The organism is Acidovorax benzenivorans (assembly GCF_028680575.1).
GTDB classification, from domain to species: Bacteria; Pseudomonadota; Gammaproteobacteria; order Burkholderiales; family Burkholderiaceae_C; genus Acidovorax; species Acidovorax benzenivorans.
Window position 1 is genome coordinate 60,221 of sequence record NZ_JAPCKI010000010.1, and the last position, 26,506, is coordinate 86,726.

Annotated in this window: 21 protein-coding genes; 11 read left to right on the forward strand and 10 right to left on the reverse strand. The window is 63.9% G+C overall.

Annotated features, from left to right (window positions below):
• Positions 1 to 106 precede the first annotated feature (106 nt).
• Positions 107 to 1,195: a GTP pyrophosphokinase gene (locus OIN59_RS16895; RefSeq protein WP_274112233.1), complete on the reverse strand. Its 1,089-nt coding sequence runs from the start codon at positions 1,193 to 1,195 to the stop codon at positions 107 to 109.
• Positions 1,196 to 1,419: 224 nt separating this feature from the next.
• Between OIN59_RS16895 and OIN59_RS16900 the strand changes: the two genes are divergently transcribed.
• Positions 1,420 to 4,254 carry a bifunctional diguanylate cyclase/phosphodiesterase gene (locus OIN59_RS16900; RefSeq protein ID WP_274112234.1) on the forward strand — a complete coding sequence of 945 codons (2,835 nt, stop codon included), beginning with the start codon at positions 1,420 to 1,422 and terminating at the stop codon, positions 4,252 to 4,254.
• 68 nt (positions 4,255 to 4,322) lie between these two features.
• Here the strand turns inward: OIN59_RS16900 and dusA are convergent, their stop codons facing one another.
• A complete protein-coding gene (gene dusA / locus OIN59_RS16905) occupies positions 4,323 to 5,348 on the reverse strand; it encodes a tRNA dihydrouridine(20/20a) synthase DusA (RefSeq protein ID WP_274112235.1) in 1,026 nt (341 codons plus the stop codon).
• Between the two features lie 289 nt (positions 5,349 to 5,637).
• Positions 5,638 to 5,832: a hypothetical protein gene (locus OIN59_RS16910; RefSeq protein WP_274112236.1), complete on the reverse strand. Its 195-nt coding sequence runs from the start codon at positions 5,830 to 5,832 to the stop codon at positions 5,638 to 5,640.
• A 321-nt stretch (positions 5,833 to 6,153) separates the two neighbouring features.
• On the opposite strand from OIN59_RS16910, the gene OIN59_RS16915 reads away from it, so the two are divergent.
• A complete protein-coding gene (locus tag OIN59_RS16915; protein WP_274112237.1) occupies positions 6,154 to 6,741 on the forward strand; it encodes a lysophospholipid acyltransferase family protein in 588 nt (195 codons plus the stop codon).
• Here OIN59_RS16915 and OIN59_RS16920 read toward each other — a convergent pair whose 3' ends face one another.
• Positions 6,742 to 7,191 (reverse strand): Lrp/AsnC family transcriptional regulator, encoded by a 450-nt coding sequence (locus tag OIN59_RS16920; protein ID WP_274112238.1) that lies wholly within the window; start codon positions 7,189 to 7,191, stop codon positions 6,742 to 6,744.
• Positions 7,192 to 7,361: 170 nt separating this feature from the next.
• On the opposite strand from OIN59_RS16920, the gene OIN59_RS16925 reads away from it, so the two are divergent.
• The gene (locus tag OIN59_RS16925) at positions 7,362 to 8,483 is read left to right on the forward strand and encodes a saccharopine dehydrogenase family protein (protein ID WP_274112239.1); all 1,122 of its coding nucleotides are present in this window, start codon (positions 7,362 to 7,364) and stop codon (positions 8,481 to 8,483) included.
• A 22-nt stretch (positions 8,484 to 8,505) separates the two neighbouring features.
• Here the strand turns inward: OIN59_RS16925 and OIN59_RS16930 are convergent, their stop codons facing one another.
• Both OIN59_RS16930 and OIN59_RS16935 read right to left on the reverse strand, forming a co-directional pair.
• Entirely contained in the window at positions 8,506 to 10,362 is a 1,857-nt protein-coding gene (locus OIN59_RS16930; protein WP_274112240.1) for an AMP-dependent synthetase/ligase, read from the reverse strand.
• Between the two features lie 203 nt (positions 10,363 to 10,565).
• Positions 10,566 to 11,201: a GntR family transcriptional regulator gene (locus OIN59_RS16935; RefSeq protein ID WP_274112241.1), complete on the reverse strand. Its 636-nt coding sequence runs from the start codon at positions 11,199 to 11,201 to the stop codon at positions 10,566 to 10,568.
• 127 nt (positions 11,202 to 11,328) lie between these two features.
• Between OIN59_RS16935 and scpA the strand changes: the two genes are divergently transcribed.
• The 7 genes from scpA (at position 11,329) to OIN59_RS16970 (ending at position 19,959) form a co-directional block, all read left to right on the forward strand.
• On the forward strand, positions 11,329 to 13,497 hold the full coding sequence (gene scpA, locus OIN59_RS16940; protein WP_274112242.1) for a methylmalonyl-CoA mutase: 2,169 nt from the start codon (positions 11,329 to 11,331) through the stop codon (positions 13,495 to 13,497).
• A 5-nt stretch (positions 13,498 to 13,502) separates the two neighbouring features.
• Positions 13,503 to 14,231: a hypothetical protein gene (locus tag OIN59_RS16945; protein WP_274112243.1), complete on the forward strand. Its 729-nt coding sequence runs from the start codon at positions 13,503 to 13,505 to the stop codon at positions 14,229 to 14,231.
• The gene (gene meaB / locus OIN59_RS16950; RefSeq protein ID WP_274112244.1) at positions 14,228 to 15,259 is read left to right on the forward strand and encodes a methylmalonyl Co-A mutase-associated GTPase MeaB; all 1,032 of its coding nucleotides are present in this window, start codon (positions 14,228 to 14,230) and stop codon (positions 15,257 to 15,259) included. The genes OIN59_RS16945 and meaB overlap by 4 nt, the downstream gene beginning before the upstream one ends.
• A gap of 35 nt (positions 15,260 to 15,294) precedes the next feature.
• Positions 15,295 to 16,827, forward strand: coding sequence for an acyl-CoA carboxylase subunit beta (locus OIN59_RS16955; protein WP_010458871.1), 1,533 nt, complete (start codon positions 15,295 to 15,297; stop codon positions 16,825 to 16,827).
• Positions 16,828 to 16,845: 18 nt separating this feature from the next.
• Positions 16,846 to 17,298, forward strand: a complete 453-nt coding sequence (locus OIN59_RS16960) for a PH domain-containing protein (RefSeq protein WP_274112245.1) — start codon at positions 16,846 to 16,848, stop codon at positions 17,296 to 17,298.
• 22 nt (positions 17,299 to 17,320) lie between these two features.
• Positions 17,321 to 19,369: an acetyl-CoA carboxylase biotin carboxylase subunit gene (locus OIN59_RS16965; protein WP_274112246.1), complete on the forward strand. Its 2,049-nt coding sequence runs from the start codon at positions 17,321 to 17,323 to the stop codon at positions 19,367 to 19,369.
• A 119-nt stretch (positions 19,370 to 19,488) separates the two neighbouring features.
• The gene (locus OIN59_RS16970; RefSeq protein ID WP_274112247.1) at positions 19,489 to 19,959 is read left to right on the forward strand and encodes a VOC family protein; all 471 of its coding nucleotides are present in this window, start codon (positions 19,489 to 19,491) and stop codon (positions 19,957 to 19,959) included.
• 183 nt (positions 19,960 to 20,142) lie between these two features.
• On the opposite strand, the gene OIN59_RS16975 is transcribed toward OIN59_RS16970, so the two are convergent.
• Positions 20,143 to 20,400 carry a hypothetical protein gene (locus OIN59_RS16975; RefSeq protein WP_274112248.1) on the reverse strand — a complete coding sequence of 86 codons (258 nt, stop codon included), beginning with the start codon at positions 20,398 to 20,400 and terminating at the stop codon, positions 20,143 to 20,145.
• Between OIN59_RS16975 and bioB the strand changes: the two genes are divergently transcribed.
• Entirely contained in the window at positions 20,393 to 21,457 is a 1,065-nt protein-coding gene (gene bioB / locus OIN59_RS16980) for a biotin synthase BioB (protein ID WP_274112249.1), read from the forward strand. The two genes, OIN59_RS16975 and bioB, sit on opposite strands and share 8 nt — an antisense overlap.
• A 99-nt stretch (positions 21,458 to 21,556) precedes the next feature.
• Here bioB and OIN59_RS16985 read toward each other — a convergent pair whose 3' ends face one another.
• The 3 genes from OIN59_RS16985 to OIN59_RS16995 are packed head-to-tail and all read right to left on the reverse strand — an operon-like array spanning position 21,557 to position 26,428.
• Positions 21,557 to 22,747, reverse strand: a complete 1,191-nt coding sequence (locus OIN59_RS16985) for a response regulator (protein ID WP_274112250.1) — start codon at positions 22,745 to 22,747, stop codon at positions 21,557 to 21,559.
• Positions 22,740 to 25,853 (reverse strand): hybrid sensor histidine kinase/response regulator, encoded by a 3,114-nt coding sequence (locus OIN59_RS16990; RefSeq protein ID WP_274112251.1) that lies wholly within the window; start codon positions 25,851 to 25,853, stop codon positions 22,740 to 22,742. The genes OIN59_RS16985 and OIN59_RS16990 overlap by 8 nt, the downstream gene beginning before the upstream one ends.
• A 29-nt stretch (positions 25,854 to 25,882) precedes the next feature.
• Positions 25,883 to 26,428 (reverse strand): molybdopterin-dependent oxidoreductase, encoded by a 546-nt coding sequence (locus OIN59_RS16995; RefSeq protein WP_274112252.1) that lies wholly within the window; start codon positions 26,426 to 26,428, stop codon positions 25,883 to 25,885.
• Positions 26,429 to 26,506 lie beyond the last annotated feature (78 nt).

Consider the following 26,506-nt stretch of genomic DNA (forward strand, 5'->3'; position numbering starts at 1 on the left):
GATGGGCTCATGGCGCCGTCCTGCTGTCTATCGATACTCCACATGGGGTTATCAAAAAAGATAGCAGACTGGGCAATAAACACGGGCGCCTGCGCTGATTTCTGCCTTATCCCTGCACTTTGGGCTCCGCGTTGTCGCTCAGCCAGGCCTCGAACGACTCGCGGGCCGAGTTGCGCAGTGCGGGGCGAAAGGCGGTTTTATTGTTCAGGTACAAGCAGTGGCGGATCACGGTGTAGGGGTTAAAGCTGCCCTGCGGATTTTGTTCTTCAAAGTGCAGCTTGTAGCGCTTGACCACACCGATCGTCTCGCGCATCAGGCTGTTGAAGCGCGCACGTGTCATGCCCGCTGACCAGGCCTGGATGTCGTCCACAAACCCATCGACCTTGGACGGGTCGAACTCAAAGTCCTTGAAGAAATGTGTGGCGATCTTCAAGAAAGTGAAAGCGTTCAGCTCGCTGCTGGTGGCCGCAGCGCGGGTGGGGGCCTGTAAATCTGCCGCCACATCGAGTGCGGGCTCGGCGGTTTCGTCGGGCGCCTGCAGCAGTTCGGCCGCCGTGGCATCGCGGATCTGGCGGAACTCGCGGTCGGCCAGCTCGAACAGCGCCGACAGCACATTGATGCGCCGCTTGAGCTGACCCGGAATGGATTTTTTGTACTTGATCTTGTGGTCCAGCACGCTCCAGGAGTCCTGGATGATGGTGCGTACCTGTAGCTCAAAGGCCCACTGGGCATAGGCGGCGTGCTCTGGCAGGTCGCGCTCGGCAGCGCTCAGCCTCAGGTCCAGGTGCAGCCCCTTGTAGCCAAATGAGGCCTCGGTGCTTTCCACTGCCGTCACCTTGTCGGTCACATCGATCACGGCGAAATGTGCGCGCACGATCTGGGCGATCTTCTCCAGCTCGTCTTCGTACAGACACACCACCCGCACTCCAATGAGGTCGGTAATGTAAGTCTGGATGTCGTAGGGCGTGTTGCTCTCTTCCAGCGTTGGCCGGTACTTGCGCACGAACTTGCGCACGCATTCGTCCACGTCCTTCACGCGGCCCTCTACCTTTGTGACGTCCACACCGCCCGCTTGGGTCACCACCGCCGCCACCCGCGCGGTAAGCGCCACGCATGCGTCTTCCAGCGCTGCGGCCTGCGCGGCGTACCAGGCGCGAAATTGGGATTCCTCCAGGTCGAAATCAAGCGATGCCATGCCGGGCCTTTGTGGTGGGTGTTGCCGGGTTGATAGGGGAGATGGGCACGGGCACGCAGGCCCACAGTGCTGCCGACGCGAGCATAAACGGCCCGCAATGACCCGCAATGGACCGCCCTGTGCAGTTTGCGCGCAAATGATTCTTTTCAGCACAGGGCAGATACACATAATGGTGTTGCACCGCCGGTGCACGATGCCTGTGCACCCAGGACCTGCCACCCACCATGACACCCCACCCCGCCTCCCACGACGAAGCCCCCTCCGCACCGGGGCGGGCTCCGTGGGCGTCAGGTGAGGTGGCAGGCACCAGCAACCACCGCTGGCTGCCCGTGGTACTGCCTCCGCTGATTGCGCTGCTGACCCTGGGTTTGACCTTCCTGTACTGGCAAAGCGAAGAGAAGAGCGCACGGACCAAGCGCGAGCAGAACTTTGAGGTGGCGGCGGACCAGATTGCCTACAACCTCAAGGACCGCATGGCGACCTACGAGGTGGTGTTGCGCGGCGTCAAGGGTTACTTTGAGGGCTCGGAGCGCATCGACCGGGCGGAGTTCCAGGCTTACGTGCGCGCGCTGCAGTTGCAAGAGACCCGCCCTGGGTTGCAAGGGGTGTCGCTGATCGTGCAGTTCCCTGGCAAGGCGCTGGCCGCGCACCTGGAGGACATGCGCCAGCGCGGCTTCGACCAATATGCCGTGCGCCCGCCGGGCGAGCGCGAACTGCTGGCCCCCATCACCCACATTGAACCGCTGGAGGGGCCCAACCTCAAGGCCCTGGGTTTTGATGTGCTGACCATTCCCCCCGCCAAGGAAGCGCTGGACCGGGCCCGCGATACCGGCACATTGGCGTTGTCCGGAAGCCTGACGTTGATGCAAAACGGCACCCCAGGGCTGGTGATTTACATGCCCTTGTACGGTGTCAAAGCAGATGCAAGCACGGTGGAAGGGCGGCGCCTGGGGTTGGCGGGATGGGTGTCCGCTCCGTTTCGCTTGGAAGATGTGATCCTCGGCATGTCCCGCGAATTCGATGCTGACATTGGCCTGCAGATCACCGACAGCACCCCTGGCGGCACCACGGCGTCCCCCGGCACCGATGGAGCAGACCCAAGGGCCGCTGCAGGCACGCTGCTGTTCAGCAACCTGAAGACCTCTGCCCAGGAGGCAGGCGCCCCGGCCCTGCAGGCGCGGCGTGAACTGGAGCTGGGGGGGCGCCGCTGGACGCTGCAGATGTCCCCCCAACCGGGCTTTGCCCTGCGCTTCCAGGACGAGGGGCACCACGCGGTGGCGTTGCTGGGCACGGTGCTGAGCCTGATTCTTGCGTGGTTCACCTGGCTGCTGGCCACGGGGCGCGAACGTGCGGTGGCCCTGGCGCGCGACATGACGGCCGAACTGCGCGCCGCCCGCGACGACCTGGAGAGCACGCTCAGTGCCATCCCCGATCTGTTGTTTGAGCTGGGGCTGGATGGGTGCATCTACCACTACCGGTCGGCACGGTCTGGAAAGCTGGCTGTGCCGCCCGAGATGTTTCTGGGTCGCCGTCTGAGCGATGTGGTCCTCCCCGAGGCCGCCGCCGGTTGCCGTGCGGCGCTGGAGGCCGCGCACCACACCGGGTATTCGTCCGGCCACCAGTTCCGGCTGGAGTTGGGCGGTACCACCCACTGGTTTGAGTTGTCGATTGCGCGCAAGGAGAGTGCGGTGCCTGGCGACGAACCCCGGTTCATCGCGCTCTCGCGTGACATCTCCAAGCGCAAGCAGGCCGAGGCCCGATCGCACCAGCTGGCGTACTTTGACGCACTCACCGGCCTGCCCAACCGGCGCATGCTGCTGGACCGCATGGAACACGCCCTGGTCAACGCGCAAAAGGCCGCGCAGGTGGGGGCGGTGCTCTACATCGACCTCGACAACTTCAAGCAGATCAACGATGCGCGGGGGCACACCGTGGGCGATATGCTGCTCATGCAGGTGGCTCAGCGGCTCACCCAGTTGCAACGGCCGGGCGACATCGTGGCGCGCCTGGGCGGAGACGAATTTGTGGTGCTGGTGCACAACGTGGCGTCAGACATGGAGTCTGCCGGGCGCGCTGCGCTGTTGGTGGCCGAGGAGATGCGCACAGCACTGGAAGCCCCCTACACCATCGACACCCACCTCTACAGCACCACCGGCAGCATCGGCATCACGCTGTTCCCCAAGCGCGGTGAGGGTGTTGAAGACCTGCTGCGCGAGGCCGACACGGCCATGTACCGCGCCAAGGACCTGGGCCGCAATCGCATCCGTTTTTACGAAGCCGCCATGCAGGCCGACGTGCAGGAGCGCCTGGCGCTGGAACAGGACCTGAAAAAAGCGCAAACCTTGGGCCAGTTGGCCGCCTTTGTGCAAAACCAGGTGGACGCGGCGGGCAACGTGGTCGGCGGCGAGTTGCTGATGCGCTGGGACCACCCCGTGCGCGGCAACGTGCCGCCCAGCCGCTTCATCCCCATCGCCGAGGCCTCGGGCCTGATCCTGCGCATGGGCGACTGGATGATCCAGCAGGCCTGCGAGACCCTGGCCCGACTGCAGGCTTCAGGGCATGAGCTGTCGCTGTCGGTCAACGTGAGCGAGCGGCAGTTCCGCCAGGACGACTTTGTGGAACGCGTGCGCCACATACTGGCCCACACTGGCGCCAACCCTGCTCACCTGATCCTGGAAGTGACCGAAGGCCTGCTGATCGAGAACCTGGACGACACCATCGCCCGCATGACCGAGATCGTGCAGTTGGGCGTGCGGTTTTCCATCGATGACTTTGGCACTGGCTATTCGAGCCTGGCCTACCTCAAGCGGCTACCGCTTTACGAGCTGAAAATCGACAAGAGCTTTGTCCAAGATACCCCCGACGACCCCAACGACACGGCCATCGTGCAGTCCATCATCTCGGTGGCCCGCCACCTCAACTTGCGCGTGGTGGCCGAGGGCGTGGAGACACGCGCCCAGGCAGATTTTCTGGTGGAGAGCCGGTGCGAATGCCTGCAGGGCTACTTGTTTGGTCGGCCCGAGCCATTGGCGGCGTGGCTGGGGCGGCTGACTGCCTAAGGATCCTCTGCGCGAATCACCGCGCCGAGTGCCTCTGCGGTCTCGGGCGGTCTGCGGCGCCCACTGGGTCAGCTCGATGCGTGCAGCGCATCCCTGGCCGCAGCGACCTGCGCATGAGGCTCTGTCTGCGGCTCCGGCGCCGAGCTCGCATACGACTGCATCGCCAGCGCATGCACCTCGCGCGCGGGGCGGTCCTTGAGCAAATGGTTGCTCCACACCTGGCGCCAGATGCGGGCGCCGGGCAGGCTGTGGCGCAGGCCCAGCATGTGACGGGCGATGTGGGGCCAGGGGGTGCCGTATTGGGCCGCCTCGCGTTCCATGTATTCGACCATGGCCAGCTCTACCTCTTCGCGGGTCAGGGGGCAGTGGGCGCCACCGTAGTACAGCTGGTCCCAGCGGGCCAGCCACCACGGGTTGTGGTACGCCTCGCGGCCGATCATCACGCCGTCCAGGTGTGCCAGTTGCTCCTGCACCACCGCGTCGGTGGTGATGCCGCCGTTGATGGCGATGGTGAACTGCGGAAACTCGGCCTTGAGCTGGTGCACCACCTCGTAGCGCAGGGGCGGTACATCGCGGTTTTCCTTCGGACTCAGGCCCTGCAGCCAGGCGTTGCGCGCATGGACGATGAACACGGTGCACCCCGCCTCAGCCACCGTGCCGATGAAGTCGCGCACAAAGCCGTAGTCCTCCACCTTGTCGATACCGATGCGGTGCTTGACCGTGACGGGCACATCCACCACGTCTTTCATGGCCTTCACGCAGTCGGCCACCAACTGGGGCGACTTCATCAGGCTGGCACCAAACGCGCCACGCTGCACGCGGTCGCTGGGGCAGCCGCAGTTGAGGTTTATTTCGCCATAGCCCCACTGCGCACCCAGGCGTGCGGCCTCGGCCAGCTTGTCAGGCTCGTTGCCGCCCAGTTGCAGGGCCACGGGGTGTTCTTCGGCGTTGAAGCGCAAATGCCGCTCGGTGCCGCCATGAATGATGGCGCCCGCGTTCACCATCTCGGTGTACAGCAGTGTCTGGCGGGTCAGCAGCCGGTGAAAGTAACGGCAGTGGCGGTCGGTCCAGTCCATCATGGGGGCGACGGACATGCGCCAGGGGCTCAAGGTGGGTTCCACGGGCAAACAACGAAGGGCGGGGAGGAGGTGTTCTGCAGCAGAGCGCCCCTTTGGTCGGGGGCGCTGCGGGGCGGCAGTCGCAAAGTCGTGATTATCCCACTGCCTACACAGGGGGTGTTGGCGCAGGGTTTTGGGTAAAAACGGGCGCAAGCGCTAGTGCGATTTGCGCTAGTTGCTATCAAAAGCGGAGTTCATGAGGCGGTGTGTTGTGGTTAGCAGGGTTCATGTACCTGGTCGCCAGCGCATCAACACCCGCTCTGCCTCAGCTCTTGCAACCCGTATTTCCGCACGATCTTTGCTCGCTGGCGCGGGTCGATGCTGAGGCGGGTGGCTCGCCCGTCCACCACATCAGTGCCGGGCCCACGCCCATGGTGCAGGGCACCACCAGAGACAGCAGCCACGCATACCGCTTGCGGTCGCGGTAGTGCGGGGCGGTGGGCAGGCGGGCTTGCAGCATGGGGGCAGCGGTGCGAACACGCGCCGCTGCAGAGGCATTCTGGACTTGGGGGGCAAACGCCAGCGTTATTTGGTTTTCCACCTCAGCCATGGAAAATGAGGCCAAAACGACCGGTAGCGCCCGTGTTGATTGATCTGGCTGCTATCAAATAGTGATTGCTCTGCGTGGCACGCGTACACACGGCAGCCGCCGCACTTTGCCTTGCGTCAAGGCGGGGCATTGGCCCTATCAGCGATACTCACGGCGCTCTCGACGCCTGCGGAGCCACGGGCCCACCGCCTGTTTCAGCGCCCCAGGCTCCGTTCCGTCACGCCATTTCCCATGCACCACACCATTTTTGACACGCCGGTTGTCAACACGCTCCTGCGCGCTTTTTCCCGTTTCGCGCTGCGCATCACCGGCTGGAAGATCGAAGGCGCCTTGCCCGCCCATGCAGCCAAAAGCGTGCTCATTGCCGCACCCCACACCAGCAACTGGGACCTGCCGTACACGCTGATGCTGGCGTTTTCGCTGCGCTTGCGGGTGTACTGGATGGGCAAACACAGCCTGTTCAAGGCGCCGTTTGGTGGCGTGATGCGCTGGCTGGGGGGCATCCCGGTGAACCGTGAGCAGTCCAACAACCTGGTTGCCAGCTCGGCCCAGGCCATGCGGGATGCGCAGGGGCCCATGCAACTCATCGTGCCCCCCGAAGGCACGCGCGGCAAGACGCGGCACTGGAAGACGGGTTTCTATTACATCGCCCAACAGGCGGGTGTGCCCATCGTGCTCGCATTTGTGGACTACGGCCGCAAAGTGGGCGGGCTGGGGCCGGTGTTCGAGCCCACGGGCGACCTGGACGGCGACATGGCGCGCATCAAGGCGTTTTATGCACCCATTCAAGGCAAGAACCCGAAGCAGTTCGAAGCCTGATCACCCTACCTGTCGGCGGTCAATCTTGCGGCTGAGCACGATGCTGGTCTGCGTCTGGTGCACGCCGTCCAGTTGCCCCACCTTGTCGAGCAGGGTGTCGAGCTGCTCGTGGCTGGTGCAGCGCAAAAACACCAGGTAGTCAAACGGCCCGCTCACGGCGGATACCTCTTCGACCTCGGCCATGGTCTCCAGCGCGCGCAGCACGGCGGGCGCTGTCTTGGGCAGCACGCTGATGCTGCACCAGGCCCGTACGGTGGTGGCGTCAAGCCGCGTACCCAACCGCACGCCGTAGCCCGCGACCACGCCCGAGCGCTCCAGCCTTGCGATGCGCGCCACTACGGTGGTGCGGGCCAGGCCCAGTTTGCGTGCCAGCGTGGCCGTGCCCTCGCGGGCGTTGGCTTGTAGCAGGCTGAGCAATTGGCGGTCGGTGTCGTCCAGGGTCGGGGTCATCGGCACATCCTCAAAAAGTCATAACGCCCATCATATTCGCCGTTATGGCAAAACAAAGCGCAGTTTTCGACGTTCTAGGCGCTACACATTGACAGTGCCATTGCCTAGCATCAAGGCATCTGCAACACCTCTCACTACCGCACGCAGTGAGCACCACCGGGAGCGCCGCCATGACCACTCTTTCCACCACATCCAACACCACCGCCCGCCGCGCCATCACCATCCTGGGCGCAGGCCACATCGGCTTTGCCATGGCGCTGCTGCTGCAGCAGGCAGGCGACTACGACATCCTGGTGATGGACCGCGACCCGGCACGCCTGGCCGAAGTGGCCGCATTGGGCGTATCCACCCGGCTGGCGACGGACGACGCAAGCCTGCAGGCCGCCATCGACGGCCGTTTTGCCGTGCTGAACGCGCTGCCGTTTCACCGTGCCGTGCCGGTTGCGACGCTTTGCGCCGCAGCCGGAGTGCATTACTTTGACTTGACCGAGGACGTGGCCAGCACCCAGGCCATTCGCGCACTGGCCGCCAACGCCCGCAGCGTGCTCATGCCCCAATGTGGCCTGGCACCCGGGTTCATCGGCATCGTGGGCAACGACCTGGCCCGGCGGTTTGACACCCTGCACACGCTGCGCATGCGTGTGGGGGCGCTGCCACGCTACCCGCAGGGCGCCCTGCGCTACAACCTGACCTGGAGCACCGAAGGCCTTATCAACGAATACTGCAACCCTTGCGAGGCCATTGTGGACGGCGTGCGCACCACGGTGCCCGCGCTGGAGGGGCTGGAGACCTTTGCGCTCGACGGTGTGGAATACGAGGCCTTCAACACTTCGGGCGGGCTGGGCACGTTGACCGAAACCCTTGCGGGCAAGGCGCGGCAGGTGGACTACCAGTCCATCCGCTACCCAGGCCATAACGCCATCCTCAAGCTGCTGCTCAACGACCTGCGCCTGCGTGATCGGCGCGATTTGCTCAAGGACATTCTGGAGACCGCCATCCCCACCACCGATCAGGACGTGATCGTGGTGTTTGCCACTGCGTCGGGCCTGAAGGGTGGGCGGCTGGTGCAGGACTCGTACTCGGCCCGCATCGTGGGCACGCAGGTGGCGGGGCATACGCTCAGCGCCATCCAGCTCACCACGGCGGCAGGCATCTGCACGGCCCTGGACTTGGTGGCGCAGGGCCAACTGCCGCAGCAGGGCTTTGTGGGGCAGGAGGCTGTCGCGCTGGGCGACTTTTTGGCCAACCGTTTTGGCTCCGCCTACGCCCGGGAGGGCGAGCTGGTGCTGTGAAGACCTTTGAGCAAACCCAGGCTCAGCGCCCCGGCTTCTGGTACATGCCTTCAATCGCCTCGGCAAAGTGCGCCATCAGGTTGTTGCGCTTGAGCTTGAGCGTGGGCGTCATGAAGGTGTTTTCAATCGTCCAGGGCTCCAGCGTCAGGTGCACCACACGCGGCACGGCATAGCGCGCAAAGCTGGCGGTGTTTTTCTCGATGCGCGCCAGCACGGCGCGGTGCACGCTGGGGTGGTTCGGGCTGTCAGCCGCCTGGGGGTTCAGGCCCAGGTCGGCGGCCAGGCGTTGCCATTCGTCCAGCTTGAGCACGGCCACGCAGGCGATGAAGGGGCGGTTTTCGCCCACCACAAAGGCTTGCTCCAGCAGCGGGTCGGCCAGCAAGGCCAGCTCCAGGTCGCCAGGGGGGATCTTTTCGCCGGTGGAGGTGACGATGATTTCCTTGATACGGCCCTTGATATAGATGCGGCCGTTCACGATGTCTGCCTGGTCGCCCGTGCCCAGCCAGCCGTCGGGGCTCAGGATCTTGGCGGTGTCTTCCGGCCGCTTCCAGTAGCCCTTCATCACGATGGGGCCACGCACCTGCAGCTCGTGGTTGTCGCCAATGCGCACTTCCACACCGGGCAGGGCCTTGCCTACGCAGGCAGGGTCGTTGTCGTGCAGTGCGTTGACCGACACCACGGGCGCGGTTTCGGTCATGCCGTAGCCCTGAATGAGCGGCAGCCCCAGGCCCAGAAAACACTTGGCAATGGTGGGCGACAGCGGGGCGCCGCCGCTCACCGCCACGCGCACGCGGCCGCCAAACTGGGCCAGCAGGGGCTTGGCCACCAGGGCCTGCAGCACCGGCCAGGGCAGGGCGGCCATCCAGCCAGCAGCCAGGCTGCTGGCGTCCGGTGTGGGAGCAGCCAGCCCCTGGGCTGCACAAAACCGGGCCCAGCCCTTGTTCTGCGCGGCTTCATACAGCTGCATTTTCCAGGGCGTGGGAGACAGCTTTTCGAGCAGCTTGGCGTGGATGCGCTCGTAAATGCGCGGCACCGACACCAACACAGTGGGGCGCACGGTTTTCAGGTCTTCCGCCAGTTGGGGCACCGAGCGGGCATAGGCCACGCAGCTTCCTGCAGCGATGGGCAGGTAGTAGCCGCCCGTGCGCTCGAAGGTGTGCGACAGCGGCAGGAACGACAGGAACACATCATTCACCGTGGGCGCAATGCGCTCCAGCACCGCCTTCACATCGCTGACCACGTTGCGGTGCGTCAGCATCACGCCCTTGGGTTTGCCCGTGGTGCCTGATGTATAGACGATAGCCGCCAGGTCGTCCGCCTGCGGGCCTGTGACCTCGGCAGACGCGCCCGTTTGCGCCGCGCCGGTTAGCCACTGCGTGAGGGAGCCCACGGCGGGGCCGTCTCCGGACGCCGGGGTGGCCTTGAACGCGTCGTCGTCATCGGTGATCACCACGGCGCGCAGGGCCGGAAACGGCGTACCCACCGCACGGATCTTCTCCCACTGCTCGGCCTGGGTCACGATCAGCATCGATGCCTCGCAGTCCGCCAGGATGTAGGCGATGCTGCCGGGGTTGTCGATGGCGTGCAGCGGCACAGGCACGCCGCCAGTGGCCAGCGTGGCCTGGTCAGCGCACATGGCATTGAGGCCGTTGGGCAGCAGGATGGCCACGCGGGCTGCTGGGGGCAGTTGCATGGCGGTCAGGGCCTGCGCCCAGGTGTGTACGCGGGCAGCGGTCTGCGCCCAGGTCAGGCTGGCCCAGGCCTGGCGGTCGGGGTCAAACGCCCGGTAGGCCTCGGCGTGGGGGGTGCGGGCGGCGCGGTAGGCCAGGAGCTGGGGCAGCGTTTGCACGCTGCCGATATCGGCGGGGGTAGATGTCATCAAACTCGGCGGTAGAGGCTGCGGTGGCGAGTGACGCCACGGCCTCGGTGGAAACCCGAGGGATGATAACGAGCGAAGCCTTGGCCGGGCCGTGCACGATCACCTCATGTGTTGCAAATGGTGCGTTCCTGTTTGCGGAATGATCGCGGTGGCACCGGTGTGGTTCAGCCCGGCCTGGCGAGTGCTGGCTGGATTGCCGGGCCTCAGGTCGCGGCTTCCAGCCCCTGCGCAAAGTGCGCCTGCATGGCCTTCGCCGTGGCCTTGGTATCACGCGCCAGCATCGCGGCCAGGATGGCGCGGTGCTCGCTCAGGGAGTCTTCAATGCGGCCTTGTTTGAACAAGGAGTTGTGGCGGTTGAGCTTCATGACCTTGCGCAGGTCGGCCACCATCTGGCTGCGCCAGCGGTTGTCCGCCATCTCCAGCACCAGCATGTGAAAGCGCTCGTTGATGGCAAAGAACTTTTCGCGGTCGGCCACTGCGGCCTCTAGTTCGGCGTGCAGCGCTTTCAGGGTCTGCTGCTGCTCGGGGGTGGCGCGCTCGGCCACAACGCCCGCGGCGTCGCTCTCCAGCAGGCTGAGCAGGTGGTACACGTCGCGCAGGTCTTTTTCGCTCATTTCGGTCACATAGGCGCCACGGCGCACCTTCATCGTGACCAGGCCTTCGGCGGCCAGCACCTTCAGCGCCTCGCGCAGGGGGGTGCGGCTGATGCCGAATTCCTCGGCAATCTTCAATTCATCGATCCAGCTGCCGGGCTCCAGCTCGCGGCGGAAGATGCGCTGGCGCAATTGCTCGGCCACTTCTTCATAGAGCGCGCGGGGAGTGAGGGTGAGGGCAGACATGGGCGGATTGTAAGCTGCATGGAATATTTTGAATCAATAATTATGAATGATGTAAACTCGCCGCCACATCGGGACCAGCCCTCGCGCCGTTTTACGCACCTACGCCATCTTCGGAGAAGCTTTCGCCATGAGTGACAAACCCCACAACAACGCCCCCGAGTTCGCTGCCGCTTCGCTAGAGGCATGGGCCAAGGCCGCAGCCAAGTCGGCCCCCGGTGGCGATGTGAACGCCTTGAACTGGGTGACACCCGACGGCATCACCGTCAAGCCGCTTTACACCGCCGAAGACACGGCCAGCCTGCCGTACGCCAACACCTTGCCCGGTTTTGAGCCCTACCTGCGCGGCCCCCAGGCCACCATGTATGCGGTGCGCCCCTGGACGATTCGCCAATACGCAGGCTTTTCGACCGCTGAAGAATCCAACGCCTTCTACCGCAAGGCCTTGGCCGCAGGCGGGCAGGGCGTGAGCGTGGCGTTTGACCTGGCCACCCACCGTGGCTACGACAGCGACCACCCGCGCGTGACCGGCGACGTGGGCAAGGCCGGTGTGGCGATTGACTCGGTCGAAGACATGAAGATCCTGTTCGACCAGATCCCGCTGGACAAGGTCAGCGTGTCGATGACCATGAACGGCGCCGTGCTGCCCGTGCTGGCGGGCTACGTGGTGGCGGCGGAAGAGCAGGGCGTCTCGCAAGACAAGCTCAGCGGAACCATTCAGAACGACATTCTGAAAGAGTTCATGGTGCGTAACACCTACATCTACCCGCCCAAGCCCTCGATGCGCATCATTGGCGACATCATTGGCTACACGGCCAAGAACATGCCCAAGTTCAACTCGATCTCGATCTCGGGCTACCACATGCAGGAGGCGGGCGCTAACCAGGCGCTGGAGCTGGCCTTCACGCTGGCCGATGGCAAGGAGTACGTGAAGACGGCCATCGCCTCGGGCCTGGACGTGGACGAGTTCGCCGGGCGCCTGAGCTTCTTCTGGGCCATCGGCATGAACTTCTACCTCGAAGTGGCCAAGATGCGCGCTGCGCGCCTGCTGTGGTGCCGGATCATGAAGGAGACCGGTGCCAAGAACCCCAAGAGCCTGATGCTGCGCACGCACTGCCAGACCTCGGGCTGGTCGCTCACCGAGCAAGACCCCTACAACAACATCGTCCGCACCACCATCGAGGCCATGGCGGCCGTGTTCGGTGGCACGCAAAGCCTGCACACCAACGCGCTCGACGAAGCCATCGCGCTGCCCACCGAGTTCAGCTCGCGCATTGCGCGCAACACGCAACTCATCATCCAGGAAGAGACGCACATCACCAACGTGGTCGACCCCTGGGCCGGCAGCTACATGATGGAGAAGCTGACGCAAGACATGATGGACGCCGCCTGGAAGATCATCGAAGAGGTCGAAGCCATGGGCGGCATGACGCAGGCCGTGGACAGCGGCTGGGCCAAGCTCAAGATCGAGGCCGCCGCCGCCGAAAAGCAGGCTCGCATCGACAGCGGCAAGGACGTGATCGTCGGCGTCAACAAATACAAGCTGGCCAAGGAAGACCCGGTCGACATCCTGCAGATCGACAACGTGAAGGTGCGCGACGGGCAGATCGAGCGTCTGAAAAATATCCGGGCAAAACGCGACCCAGCGCTGGTCCAGCAAGCGCTGGATGCTCTCACTTCTGCAGCAGAAGACGGCAGCGGCAACCTGCTGGATCTGGCCATCAAGGCGGTGCGCCTGCGCGCCACGGTGGGTGAAGTGAGTGACGCGCTGGAGAAGGTTTTTGGGCGCCACCGCGCCGATACGCAAAAGGTGACCGGTGTGTACGCAGCTGCTTATGACTCGGCCGAAGGCTGGGACAAACTCAAGACCGAGATCAACGAATTCGCAGAAAACCAGGGCCGCCGCCCACGGGTCATGATCGCAAAATTGGGCCAGGACGGCCACGACCGGGGCGCCAAGGTGGTGGCCACCGCATTTGCCGACTTAGGGTTTGACGTGGACATGGGCCCGCTGTTCCAGACCCCCGAGGAATGCGCCCGCCAGGCCATCGAAAACGACGTGCACGCCGTGGGCGTGAGCACCCTGGCTGCAGGCCACAAGACGCTGGTGCCCGCCATCATCCAGTCGCTCAAGGACCAGGGCGCAGACGACATCATCGTGTTTGTGGGCGGCGTGATTCCGGCGCAGGACTATGAGCACCTGTACGAAGCGGGTGTGAAGGGCATTTACGGCCCCGGCACGCCAATTCCGGCCAGTGCGAAGGATGTGCTGGAGCAGATTCGCAAGGCGGTGGCGTAATTCTCATGCGCGCTATTGATCGTCTTTTCTGGGCAAAGCTCGACTTTGAAAACGCATGGCGTGCACACGCTGTTGCGCTTCGTTCGGTTCAGGTCGTCTTGGAGCTTCCCACGGAAAACGATCTCGCTTTAAGTGAAGCGTTAAGTAGAACGGATGGATTCGAAGCAGGCTTCGACGGCATTTATCCCCTAGAGGGGTTGCGCTTTGAAGCCCAGCAGGTTCAAGACAGTGAGTATTTCTGGTTGCGCAGGAATTGCTTACTGGGCATTTGTGCTTCGTTTGAAGACTATGTAAAAACTGTAGCGGCAGCCTTGTCCTATGAGCCGGGTTGGCGAGGTTTAAAAGAGGGTGCGCGTCTCCTCCAAGACACAGAGGCTGATTTTCATCAGCGATTCGCAGACCAGGACCGCGCATGGTTCAACGTAACAATTGGGAAGCCGCAAACGTATTTTTTTCCACGTCAGTTTGCGGATTTTCATGGGCTGAACGAGTACGTTGAGGAGCGCGTGAGAGAGGTTTTTTGGTTCCGAAATCAACTCGCACACAACGCGAACACGGCAGGAATGAAAGCTGGTTCGACAGGCAAGACGTTGGAAATTCTTGGCCTAACCGCTTTTCCAGGTGATCGATTGCAATTGGACTCTGCAAATCTCACGGCACTGACTCAATATCTCAGAAGCATTGTCATGTCCATTTCGGACGACTTGCCTTTTTTTGAGGCACGCCTCCCATGAGCTACTCAACCACGTTGTTGGCTGGGGTTCTCGGTTCGGACTCGTTGATCCAGCGCCGCGCCATGTCCAAAGCCATCACGCTGCTCGAATCGACGCGAGCGGACCACCGCGCACAGGCCGACGAGCTGCTCACCGCGCTCCTCCCGCACACCGGCAAATCGTTCCGCCTCGGCATCAGCGGCGTGCCCGGCGTGGGCAAATCCACCTTCATCGAAGCCCTGGGTCTGTACCTGATCGGCCAGGGCCACCGCGTGGCCGTGCTCACCATCGACCCCTCCAGCACCGTCTCGGGCGGTTCCATCCTGGGCGACAAGACGCGAATGGAGCATCTGTCGGTGCACGAAAAAGCCTATATCCGCCCCAGTCCGTCCAGCGGCACCTTGGGCGGAGTCGCAGAGAAAACCCGCGAGGCCATGCTGGTCTGTGAGGCCGCAGGCTACGACGTGGTCATCGTCGAGACCGTGGGCGTGGGCCAGAGCGAGATCGCGGTGGCGGGCATGACGGACATGTTCGTGCTCATGCAGTTGCCCAACGCGGGCGACGACCTGCAGGCCATCAAGAAGGGCGTGATGGAGATTGCCGACCTGGTGGTCATCAACAAGGCCGACATCGACAAGAACGCCGCCACGCGTGCCGAGGCGCAGATCACGTCGAGCCTGCGCCTGCTCAGCCAACACGGCAACCCCGAGAACGCGCACCACGATGAAACGCTGTGGCACCCGAAAGTAGTGCAGATCAGCGCGCTGCTGGGCCAGGGCGTGGACAGCTTCTGGGTCGCCGTCACGCAGTTCCGCCAGTTGCAAACCGCCAACGGCCGCCTGGCCACGCGGCGCGAAAAGCAGGCACTGGCCTGGATGTGGGAGCGCATCGATGCGGGCCTCAAGCTCGCGTTTCGTCAGCACCCGCAGGTGCGTGAGCTACTGCCCCAGATGCAGGCCGACGTGGCCGCCGGGCGCATTGCAGCATCCACTGCAGCACGAAATCTGCTGCTAGCGCACACCCATCAAGCGCAAGCAGCTATCAAATAAATAGTAGACACCAACCCATTCACCAAAGGACGACCATGCAAGACATCCTGGATCAACTGGAGAAAAAGCGTGCGCTGGCACGCCTGGGCGGCGGGCAAAAGCGCATTGATGCGCAGCACGCCAAGGGCAAGCTCACGGCGCGCGAGCGCATCGAGCTGCTGCTGGACGACGGCACGTTCGAAGAATGGGACATGTTTGTCGAGCACCGCTGCACCGACTTTGGCATGGAGGACAACAAGATCCCCGGCGACGGTGTGGTGACAGGCTACGGGATGATCAATGGCCGTTTGGTGTTCGTGTTCAGCCAGGACTTCACCGTGTTCGGCGGCGCCCTGTCTGAAACGCACGCAGAAAAGATCTGCAAGGTGATGGACCAGGCCATGAAGGTCGGCGCACCGGTCATTGGCCTCAACGACTCGGGCGGCGCGCGCATCCAGGAAGGCGTGGCGTCCCTCGGCGGCTATGCCGACGTGTTCCAGAAGAACGTGCTCGCCAGCGGCGTGATTCCGCAGATCAGCATGATCATGGGCCCGAGCGCTGGCGGCGCGGTGTACTCGCCCGCCATGACGGACTTCATCTTCATGGTCAAGGATTCGAGCTACATGTTCGTGACCGGCCCCGAAGTGGTCAAGACCGTGACGCACGAAGAAGTGACGGCCGAGGAACTGGGCGGTGCCGTGACGCACACCACCAAGAGCGGTGTGGCCGACATGGCGTTTGAGAATGACGTGGAGGCGCTGATGATGCTGCGCCGCCTGTACAACTACCTGCCGCTCAACAACCGCGAAAAAGCCCCGGTGCGCCCCAGCAACGACCCGGCCGACCGCATGGATCGCAGCCTGGACACCCTGGTGCCCGAGAACCCCAACAAGCCCTACGACATGAAGGAGCTGATCCTCAAGACCGTGGACGATGGGGACTTCTTTGAGCTGCAGCCCGAGTACGCCAAGAACATCCTCATCGGCTTTGCTCGCATGGAAGGCCAGACCGTGGGCATCGTGGCCAACCAGCCGCTGGTGTTGGCCGGTTGCCTGGACATCAAGTCGAGCATCAAGGCCGCGCGCTTTGTGCGCTTCTGCGATGCGTTCAACATCCCGGTCGTCACGTTTGTGGACGTGCCCGGCTTCATGCCCGGCACCAGCCAGGAGTACGGCGGCATCATCAAACACGGCGCCAAACTGCTGTACGCATACGCCGAGTGCACCGTGCCCAAGATCACCGTCATCACCCGCAAGGCCTACGGCGGCGCGTACGACGTGATGAGCTCCAAACATTTGCGCGGCGACGTCAATCTTGCCTGGCCCAACGCCGAAATCGCGGTGATGGGCGCCAAGGGCGCGGTGGAAATCATCTTCCGCGAAGACAAGAACGACCCCGTGAAGCTGGCTGCGCGTGAGGCCGAATACAAGCAGCGCTTTGCCAATCCGTTTGTGGCCGGTGCACGCGGCTTTATCGACGACGTGATCCTGCCGCATGAGACGCGCAAGCGGATTTGCCGGTCGCTGGTGATGCTGCGCGATAAGAAGCTGGAAAACCCATGGCGTAAGCACGGGAACATCCCTCTCTGATCACAGAGCGAAAGCGCCATGACCTTCGTGTTGCCAGTGCCGCGCGCATTCTTTGTGTCCAAGGTGGATGCCTGGATTTCTGGCATTGCCGTGGCTGCGGGTTTCACGTGCTTGAGCATTGCGGCGCCGATGGCGCTGTTCTCCACGTCCACTGCTGAGATGGCAGTGCTAGCCGGCATCGTCCTGCTGACGCTTGTGTTGCCGATATGGCTGCTGCTGGACACGAACTACACAGTGACGGGCGAGGAGCTGCGCATCCGCAGCGGCCCGTTTCGCTGGCGTATCGCCTTGAGCGAGGTGCGGGAGGTTTCGCCGTCTCGCAGCTGGATGTCGTCGCCCGCGCTGTCGCTGGACCGCATTCGTGTTCAGTACGGCATTGCTCGCAGTGTGCTTGTGTCGCCGCGTGAGAAACAACGGTTTGTGGACTGCCTGCGCGAGCGCTGCCCTGCGGCCCACATCACTGGTTTTTGAATTCCGTTTCGAGGAACTTGTTATGTTCACCAAAATCCTGATCGCCAACCGTGGCGAAATCGCCTGCCGAGTGATTGCAACGGCCAAGAAGATGGGCATCGCCACCGTCGCCGTCTATTCCGACGCCGACAAGGAAGCCCGCCACGTCAAGCTGGCCGACGAGGCCGTGCACATTGGCGCCGCGCCGTCGCGTGAGTCCTATCTGCTGGCCGACAAGATCATTGCGGCCTGCAAGCAAACCGGCGCACAGGCCGTGCACCCCGGCTATGGCTTCCTGTCTGAGAACGAAGCCTTTGCCAAGCGCTGCGAGGACGAGGGCATTGCCTTCATCGGTCCCAAGGCGTTTTCGATTGCCGCCATGGGCGACAAGATCGCGTCCAAGAAGCTGGCGAATGAGGCCAAGGTCAACACCATCCCCGGCTACAACGACGCGATTGCTGGCCCTGAGCAAGCGGTGGAGATTGCCAAAGGCATTGGCTACCCCGTGATGATCAAGGCCTCGGCCGGGGGCGGCGGCAAGGGCCTGCGCGTGGCGTTCAACGACAAGGAAGCGTTTGAAGGCTTTGCCAGCTGCCAGAACGAGGCGCGCAACAGCTTTGGCGACGACCGCATCTTCATCGAGAAGTTTGTGCAGGAGCCGCGCCACATCGAGATCCAGGTGCTGGGCGACAGCCACGGCAACGTGATCTACCTGAACGAGCGCGAGTGCTCCATCCAGCGCCGCCACCAGAAGGTGATCGAAGAGGCTCCATCGCCCTTCATCAGCGACGCCACCCGCAAGGCCATGGGCGAACAGGCCGTGCAACTGGCCAAGGCCGTCAAGTACCAGAGCGCGGGCACGGTGGAGTTTGTGGTCGGCAAGGACCAGGACTTCTACTTTCTGGAGATGAACACCCGCCTGCAGGTGGAGCACCCGGTGACGGAATGCATCACTGGCCTGGACCTGGTGGAGCTGATGATCCGCGTGGCGGCGGGCGAGAAGCTGCCCCTGACGCAAGCCGATGTGAAGCGCGACGGCTGGGCCATCGAGTGCCGCATCAACGCCGAAGACCCGTTCCGCAACTTCCTGCCATCCACGGGCCGTCTGGTGCGCTTTCAGCCGCCGGAGGAAACCATGTTCCAGTCCGACACCAGCAAGAAGCTGGGCGTGCGGGTGGACACGGGCGTGTACGAGGGCGGCGAGATCCCCATGTACTACGACTCGATGATCGCCAAGCTCATCGTGCACGGCACGGACCGCAACGACGCCATCGCCAAGATGCGCGCGGCGCTCAACGGCTTTGTGATTCGCGGCATCAGCAGCAACATCCCGTTCCAGGCCGCGCTGCTGGCGCACCCCAAGTTTGTGACGGGCGACTTCAACACCGGCTTTATCGCCGAGAACTACGGCAAGGGCTTCCATGCCGAAGACGTGCCGCACAGCGACCCGCTGTTCCTGGTGGCGCTGGCCGCCTACATGAACCGCCGCTACCGCGCTCGCGCCTCGGGCATCAGCGGCCAACTGGCCGGGCACGAGGTGAAGGTGGGCGAGCAGTTTGTGGTGGTCACGCTGGGTGCCGAAGGGCAGAACCAGCACCATGAAGTGATGGTGTCCGACTTTGAAGATAAATCGGGCTCTAGCGCAGTATCCGTAAGCGGTAACAGCTATCAAATTAGCAGCAATGCCACGCTGGGCCAGATCCGCGTGCAAGGTGCGTGCAATGGCCAGGGCTTCACCGCCCAGGTGGAGCGTGGCGTGGGCAAGAACCCGCTTGCGCTGCGCATTGCGCACAACGGCACGCAGATCGACACGCTGGTGCTGTCGCCGCTGGGCGCGCGGCTGCACAAGCTCATGCCCTTCAAGGCGCCGCCGGACCTGTCCAAGTTCCTGCTCTCGCCCATGCCCGGTTTGCTGGTCGATGTGGCGGTGCAGCCCGGCCAGAAGGTGCAGGCCGGTGAAAAGCTGGCCGTGATCGAAGCCATGAAGATGGAGAACATCCTCTTTGCCGCGCAGGATGGCGTGGTCGGCAAGATCACGGCGGGTAAGGGAGATTCGCTGGCGGTGGACCAGATCATTCTGGAATTCCAGTGATTCGTCCCGCCATCGGGTAAGCGATCCATTCAAGGGGCTTTGCGCCCCTTTTTTTTGAGTGTTTTTTCCCTCTTGCGCTTATGCACTGGGCGCGAGCAGCTATTAAATCAGGAGTAAATATGACTACCTCTCAACGCCCGTTCAAAGTTCTGGGTATCCAGCAGGTCGCCATTGGCGGCACCGACAAGCAGCGCATGAAGACCCTGTGGGTGGACATGCTGGGCCTCACGCAGACCGGCACCTTTCAGAGCGAGCGCGAGAACGTGGACGAAGACATTCTGGCCATGGGCCGGGATGCGTTCAAGGTGGAGGTGGACATCATGCAGCCGCTCGACATCGACAAAAAACCCGCCGTGCACACCACACCGCTCAACCACATTGGCCTGTGGATCGACGACCTGCCCAAGGCGGTGGAATGGCTCACAGCCAAAGGCGTGCGCTTTGCACCCGGCGGTATCCGCAAGGGGGCAGCGGGGTATGACATCACGTTTTTGCACCCCAAGAGCAACGACGAGTTTCCGATTGCAGGGGAGGGCGTGCTGATCGAGCTGGTGCAGGCACCGGCTGACGTGATTGCGGCACTGGGCTGAGCATTTGGCTGCGCGGCGGGCGGCCAAAGGGCCCAAGCCTGCTGCAACGTCGCTCATCTTCAGCCGACTGCGGACGCTGTTGAGCGACAGATGGCCACAGATGGCGACTTGTTGCAAGCAGGTGAGCAGGCGCTGCTGGGTGGCAGCCTGCAACGACGGCCAAATGTGCGAAAAACGCCGTCTTCAGCGCTCAAAAACATGGGCTTTTGCCAGCTGTTGTACCCACCTTTTAATTGGCACTTTTTGTGACCCTGTAGCGTGCGTTTGTGCCTTTTTCTGCTCCAGAATCCGCCCCAGCCGCTGCGCACCCCACCCCAATCCCATGAACTGGGTGGTGCGTGCCGAAGGATCGATGACCGAGTAAGCAAACCCTGGCCCACCGGTGGCAACCCGCCGCCGCAGGGCCAACGCCTTGATTGAAGGAAACCACCCGATGTCCACCACCCTGGCTCCTACCGCTGCCCCTGCCGTGCAGTCCGCGCAACCTGTTCAGTTGCACCGCCGCCCCCCAGCCCCTGCGGCGCAAGGCCCCTGGTCGGTGGATGCCATTCAGGCCCTGCTCGACAAGCCCTTGATGGACCTGCTGTTTGAAGCCCAGACGGTGCACCGCCAGCATTGGCCCGCAGGCGACATTGAGCTGGCCACGCTGCTGTCGGTCAAAACCGGCGGCTGCCCCGAAAACTGCGGCTACTGCCCTCAGGCAGCCGAGTTCGACACCGGCGTGAAGGCCGAAAAACTGATGGAGGTGGACGAGGTGGTGCGCGCCGCCCAGGCCGCCAAGGACGCAGGCGCTACCCGTTTTTGTATGGGCGCCGCCTGGCGCGCGCCCAAGGACCGCGATATCGAAAAAGTCAGCACCCTGATCGGCGCCGTGAAGGGCCTGGGCCTGCAGACCTGCGCCACGCTGGGCATGCTCGAATCGCACCAGGCACAGGCGTTGAAGGACGCCGGGTTGGACTACTACAACCACAACCTGGACACAGCCCCCGAGTACTACACCGATGTGGTCAGCACCCGTGCCTACCAGGACCGGCTGGACACGCTGCAGCATGTGCGCAGCGCGGGCATCAGCGTGTGCTGCGGCGGCATTGTGGGCATGGGCGAGGCGCCCGTGCACCGTGCGGGCCTGATCGCGCAACTGGCCAACCTGCAGCCGTACCCTGAATCGGTACCCATCAACAGCCTGGTGCGCGTGCCGGGCACTCCGCTGGCCGACAGCGAGCCCATCGACCCGTTTGACTTTGTGCGCGTGATTGCCGTGGCACGCATCACCATGCCCAAGGCGCGCGTGCGCTTGTCGGCTGGGCGCCAGCAAATGGGCGAAGCCGTGCAGGCGCTGTGTTTCATGGCCGGGGCCAATTCCATCTTTTACGGCGACAAGCTGCTGGTGACGGGCAACCCCGATGTAGATGCAGACGTGCAACTGCTGGCCAAGCTGGGGCTGAACGGCCACCGTACCACGACCACCACCCTGGACGGGCACAGCCACAGCGCTTGATGCCCCCGGCGCGGCGGCGTGCTTCTGCTGGAGCCCGCTGCGGAGCCACCGAACGCCGTGCCTCAGTGCCGCGCTACGTACGGCGCGGGGCACCGCCATTCAAAGCGGCTCTTCGCGCGAGGTCAGTTCGATGCGCTCCAGGGGCAGATCGGCTGCCAAGCGGTCCACCTGGGCCAGCCGCGCGGGCTCGGCATCGGCAAATTGCTGGGCAATGCGCCGGAACTCCTCGGACAGGGTCAGGAAGGCATCGACCATGTCGGGGTCGAAGTGGCTGCCTCGGCCGTCACGGATGATCTCCACGGCCTGCTCGTGGGAATACGAGGGCTTGTAGACGCGTTCGGAAATCAGCGCGTCATACACATCCGCCACGGCCATCAGCCGCGCTGACAGCGGGATGGTGTTGCCCACCAGGCCTTCGGGGTAGCCAGAGCCGTCCCATTTCTCCTGGTGGCTGTAGGCGATCTCCTTGGCGTAGCGAAAAAACGGGTTGTCCAGTGTGGTGCCCGTCTCGGCCGCAATGATGGCGTCACGCCCCAGGGTGGTGTGCGTCTTCATGATCTCGAACTCTTCCGGCGTGAGCTTGCCGGGCTTGAGCAGGATGCGGTCGGGGATGCCCACCTTGCCAATGTCGTGCAGCGGGGCCGACTTGAAGATGGTTTCGATGGCGGCGTCGGTCAGCTCGTCCTTGAAGCGCGGGTGGTTTTGCAGGTGGCGGGCCAGCGTTTCCATGTAGTGCTGTGTGCGGCGGATGTGGTTGCCGGTTTCGTTGTCACGCGTTTCGGCCAGCGAGGCCATGGCGCGAATGGTGGCGTCCTGCAGCTCGGCCATGGCACGCGTGCGGTTGGTCACCTCCTGCTCCAGAAACTGGTTGTGCTGGGCCAGAAAGTCGCGGGCGCGCTTGAGCTGCAGGTGGTTGCGCACCCGGGCCATCACGATGGCGGGGTTGATGGGCTTGGTGATGTAGTCCACCGCGCCCAGCTCCAAGCCGATACTTTCGTCCTCGGCAGCGCTCATGGCCGTGAGGAAGATCACCGGGATGTCTTCGGTGTCGGGGTTGAACTGCAGGCGGCGCAATACCTCGTAGCCGTCCATGTCCGGCATCATGATGTCCAGCAGGATCAGGTCGGGCTTGCTGTCGCCCGCCACGATCTGCAGGGCACGTTCGCCACTGGGCGCCAGTTTGACCTTGTAGTCGGTGCGCAGGAGGTCGCTCATCAGCGACAGGTTGTCGGGCGTGTCGTCAACGACCAGCACCGTGCATTTGCCGCTGGGCGCGAAGGGGCTATTCATGAACCGGGTCCTCCCTGTTGTTTGTGTAGGCGATGGAAGCCTGGCGCAATACCGCCAGTGCCCCCACAAAGTCGTAGCTGTCCAACGCCCGCTTCATCTGGCCATGCACCGGCCCCAGCAGGGCCTGCAGAGCGGGGGTGGATTGCTTGAAGATTTCGATGGCGTCGGAGTCGTCGTCGGCCAGCAGCGCGTCCAGTTGCGCCACCAGCTGGCGCGCGGTTGCGGCGTCGATCTGCGGGCCTTCGGCGGCACCCGCACTGGCGAGGTCCTCGGTGGGTAGCGCTTGTTGCAACGCCGCGACCAGCGCCTGGCAAGCCGCGTCCACCGGCTGCAGCAGCGGCTCCACCACATCGGGGGCAGCCTTGAGGGCAATGGCTTCTTCAACCTGCTGGGCCTGGGCCGCGAGGGCCGTGGCGCCAATGGTGCCTGCCGTGCCTTTGAGCGTGTGCATGGCGCGCAGGGCTTCGTCGTGCTGCCCTGCGGCCAGGGCAGCACGGGTGGTCTGCACGGCGTCGGCTTGCCCGGCGACAAACTTGCGCAGCAGGCCCTCGTAGGCCGCGCGTTTGTCCAGCACGCGCCGCAGCCCAGCGGATACGTCGAGCCCGTCGATCTGGCGCAGGGCGTCGTCGGCTGAATGCGCGGGAGCGGGGCGGGATGCTCCATCTGCGTTGGTGGGCTGCGCCACTGCCTCACCCTGCGGTTCAGTGCCTGCAGTGCCTGCAGTGCCTGCGTTGCCCGCGCCGGTGGCCACGGTTGCATCAGCAGCGCGCGGCACAATCCACTGCAGCAGGGCGGCAAACAGTTCATCCGGGTCGATGGGTTTGGCCAGATGGCCATTCATGCCAGCCTCCAGGCACAGGTCGCGGTCGCGGCTCATGGCGTTGGCGGTCATGGCCAGCACCGGCAGATGGGCCCAGGCAGGGTTCTGGCGCAGGTGCCGCGTGGCGGTCAGGCCGTCCATCACGGGCATCTGCATGTCCATCAGTACGAGGTCGTAGGGGGTCTGGGCCAGCATGTCCAGCGCCATCTGTCCGTTGCGGGCCACGTCCACCACCAGGCCCGCGCCGCCCAGCAACTCGACGCCCACCTGCTGGTTCAGATCGTTGTCGTCCACCAGTAATACCCATGCACCTGCAATGGCAGACAGGTGGCCCGCGCGGCGTGGCGCCTGCGCGGTGCGCCCATCGGAAGACCGTGCCTGCCCTCCCAGCGCACGCATGGCGGCATCAAACAGTTGCGAGGGGCTGACGGGCTTGGACAGCATCAGCGCCAGCCCGGCGTGCTCCAGTTCGTGCTGCACGTCGTCGCGGCCAGCGGCGGTCACGATGACCGTGTGGGGCGGGTGCTGCAGGCCAGCCAGCGCGCGGTGGGTGTCAAACCCGTCCATGCCGGGCATCTTCCAGTCCACAAACGCAATCTCGCAGGGGCGACCGGCCTGTTCGGCGGCGCGCGCCTGGGCTACGGCCTCCTGGCCTGAGGAGGCCGTGGTGACGGCAAAGCTCATGCGGGCCAGCATCTCGCCCAGAATGTGTCGCGCCTGCTCGCTGTCGTCCACCACCAGCACATGTCGCCCCCGCAGGTCGGGGGTGGGCAGCAGCGGCGCATGGTGCGCGGTACCCAGGCCCAGGCGGGCGGTGAACCAGAAGGTGCTGCCCACGCCGGGATGGCTTTGCACTCCTACCTCGCCGCCCATCAGCCCGGCAAGCTTCTTGGAGATGGCCAGGCCCAGGCCCGTGCCGCCGTATTTGCGCGTGGTGGAGGTGTCGGCCTGCTCGAACGAGCGAAACAGCCGCGCCTGCTGCTCGGCCGTGAGGCCGATGCCGGTGTCCTGCACCTCAAACCGCAGCAGCACACCGGAGTCATCGCGCAAGGTTTCGGTCACCCGCACGATGATTTCGCCCTCTTCGGTGAACTTGACCGCGTTGTTGGCGTAGTTCACCAGAATCTGCCCCAGGCGCAGCGGGTCGCCGCGCAGGTCGTCGGGCAGGGCAGGGTCCACATCGAACAGCAACTCCAGACCCTTGTGCGCGCATTTGTCGCTGACCAGGTTGGCCACGTTGTCCAGCACGCTGCGCAGGTCAAAGTCCAGCACCTCTACTTCGAGCTTGCCCGCCTCGATCTTGCTGAAGTCGAGGATGTCATTGATCAGGCCCAGCAGGTGCTGGCCGGAGCGCTGGATCTTCTCGACATAGTCGCGCTGGCGGGGCGTGAGGTCGGTGCCCAGCGCCAAGTGGCTCATGCCGATCACGGCGTTCATGGGGGTGCGGATCTCATGGCTCATGTTGGCCAGGAAGTCCGACTTCATCTGCGAGGCGTCTTCAGCGCGGGCGCGGGCAATCTCCAGCTCGTCCTCGTGTTCGCGCAGGGCAGCGTTGACCTTTTGCAGCTCGACGGTGCGCTCTGCCACGCGGGCTTCCAGGGCCTCCTCGTTGCGCTGGAGGGCCTCTACGAGCTCGTTCTGCGCAGCCATGGCCTGGGAGGTTGCCTTTTCGCGCTGCAGGAACTGCCGTGCCATGGCAAAGGCCAGCAAGAACGTGAGCAGCGCCTGGAACGCCGTGAGCCCGGTGGTCAGCAAGGTCTGATGCTTGACCTCGGCATTGCGCGAATCGCCCAGCAGTGCGGAAACGCGCGAGGCGTTGAGCGAAAGCTCCTGCACCGTATCGCGCAGGCCGTCCAGCTCGGTGCGCAGCCGCCGCATATGGGTCTGGCTGGAGGTTGCATCCACACTGGCGCCAAAGTAGCTGTCGCCCGCTGCCACAAACCGCTGCAGGGCTGCCAGCGCGTCGGCATAGATGGGCTCGTCCTGCATCAGCGTGCGCGAGGTGCCGCTCTCCAGCGCGCTGAAACGGCTCAGGAACAGGTCGTACCGCAGCTCCAGCTTGTCCATGGAGATACTGGCGGGGTTCAGCTCGAACTGGTGCAGCGCATGGTCCAGCTTTTCGTATTCCACGTTGAGCTGCAAAAAAGACCATAGCGCGTTGACATCGCCGCGCCGCATGACGGCCTCCACGCTGCGGTATTGGCTGTACTGCACGGCGGCTATGGCCACATAGGCCAGCACCAGCCCCGCAATGATGAGCCGCAGGATGTGTTGGCTGCGCAGCATGCGTGGGGGCCCGGGGCAGGGAAGGGCGGTTACCGGATGTGCAAGGCGTTGAGCTGCCAGGCCGCCCGGTTGTAGTACAGCTCGCTGCGCAACTCGGCCTTGGCATCAAATGGGAACACGATGAACAGCGGACCTTTTTCGCGGATGGGCATGGGCCGGTTGTTCATCAGGCGCGCCACGATCACGTCATGGCGCGTGGCGTCGTCCGCCGGGATCTCGGTTTTGTAGTCATTCAGGGCCACCGCCGTGATCTTGGTGCCCTTGGCGCCCACCGCTGCCAGCACATCGCGCAGCAGGGGACCGGTGAAAGTGACGGCGCTGGGGTACCAGGGTGTCTGGGTAGAGAAGCTGTGCTGCGGCAGCTTCTCCAGCATCTTCATGTCGAACTGCGCCTGCGCGCCCCGGTTGGTCTGCGTGATGGCGCCATCGATGGTCAGCACGACGGGGCCTGTAGGTGGCTCCAGGGCCTGTGCGGTGCTCGCTGCTAGCGCTGCCGCCCCCACCACCCATGTTGCCAATACCGCGAATGCCTTGGACAACGCCAATTCCAGCCCATAACGCCGATGAGATTGCATGGACATCCCCCTCCTGTTTGGCAACAGTCTCGCGGATAGACGCCCAAAATGTAAACTGATTTATTACCGCCGGTCTGC

Excerpts from the sequence above, each read along its gene's own strand:
- OIN59_RS16995 (WP_274112252.1), bottom strand. The coding sequence starts at position 26,428 with ATGCAATCTCATCGGCGTTATGGGCTGGAATTGGCGTTGTCCAAGGCA.
- OIN59_RS16985 (WP_274112250.1), bottom strand. The coding sequence starts at position 22,747 with ATGAATAGCCCCTTCGCGCCCAGCGGCAAATGCACGGTGCTGGTCGTT.
- OIN59_RS16920 (WP_274112238.1), bottom strand. The coding sequence starts at position 7,191 with ATGACCCCGACCCTGGACGACACCGACCGCCAATTGCTCAGCCTGCTA.
- OIN59_RS16925 (WP_274112239.1), top strand. The coding sequence starts at position 7,362 with ATGACCACTCTTTCCACCACATCCAACACCACCGCCCGCCGCGCCATC.
- OIN59_RS16910 (WP_274112236.1), bottom strand. The coding sequence starts at position 5,832 with ATGCTGCAAGCCCGCCTGCCCACCGCCCCGCACTACCGCGACCGCAAG.
- bioB (WP_274112249.1), top strand. The coding sequence starts at position 20,393 with ATGTCCACCACCCTGGCTCCTACCGCTGCCCCTGCCGTGCAGTCCGCG.
- OIN59_RS16970 (WP_274112247.1), top strand. The coding sequence starts at position 19,489 with ATGACTACCTCTCAACGCCCGTTCAAAGTTCTGGGTATCCAGCAGGTC.
- OIN59_RS16930 (WP_274112240.1), bottom strand. The coding sequence starts at position 10,362 with ATGACATCTACCCCCGCCGATATCGGCAGCGTGCAAACGCTGCCCCAG.
- scpA (WP_274112242.1), top strand. The coding sequence starts at position 11,329 with ATGAGTGACAAACCCCACAACAACGCCCCCGAGTTCGCTGCCGCTTCG.
- OIN59_RS16900 (WP_274112234.1), top strand. The coding sequence starts at position 1,420 with ATGACACCCCACCCCGCCTCCCACGACGAAGCCCCCTCCGCACCGGGG.
- OIN59_RS16915 (WP_274112237.1), top strand. The coding sequence starts at position 6,154 with ATGCACCACACCATTTTTGACACGCCGGTTGTCAACACGCTCCTGCGC.
- OIN59_RS16945 (WP_274112243.1), top strand. The coding sequence starts at position 13,503 with ATGCGCGCTATTGATCGTCTTTTCTGGGCAAAGCTCGACTTTGAAAAC.
- OIN59_RS16990 (WP_274112251.1), bottom strand. The coding sequence starts at position 25,853 with ATGCTGCGCAGCCAACACATCCTGCGGCTCATCATTGCGGGGCTGGTG.
- dusA (WP_274112235.1), bottom strand. The coding sequence starts at position 5,348 with ATGTCCGTCGCCCCCATGATGGACTGGACCGACCGCCACTGCCGTTAC.
- meaB (WP_274112244.1), top strand. The coding sequence starts at position 14,228 with ATGAGCTACTCAACCACGTTGTTGGCTGGGGTTCTCGGTTCGGACTCG.
- OIN59_RS16960 (WP_274112245.1), top strand. The coding sequence starts at position 16,846 with ATGACCTTCGTGTTGCCAGTGCCGCGCGCATTCTTTGTGTCCAAGGTG.
- OIN59_RS16895 (WP_274112233.1), bottom strand. The coding sequence starts at position 1,195 with ATGGCATCGCTTGATTTCGACCTGGAGGAATCCCAATTTCGCGCCTGG.
- OIN59_RS16935 (WP_274112241.1), bottom strand. The coding sequence starts at position 11,201 with ATGTCTGCCCTCACCCTCACTCCCCGCGCGCTCTATGAAGAAGTGGCC.
- OIN59_RS16955 (WP_010458871.1), top strand. The coding sequence starts at position 15,295 with ATGCAAGACATCCTGGATCAACTGGAGAAAAAGCGTGCGCTGGCACGC.
- OIN59_RS16965 (WP_274112246.1), top strand. The coding sequence starts at position 17,321 with ATGTTCACCAAAATCCTGATCGCCAACCGTGGCGAAATCGCCTGCCGA.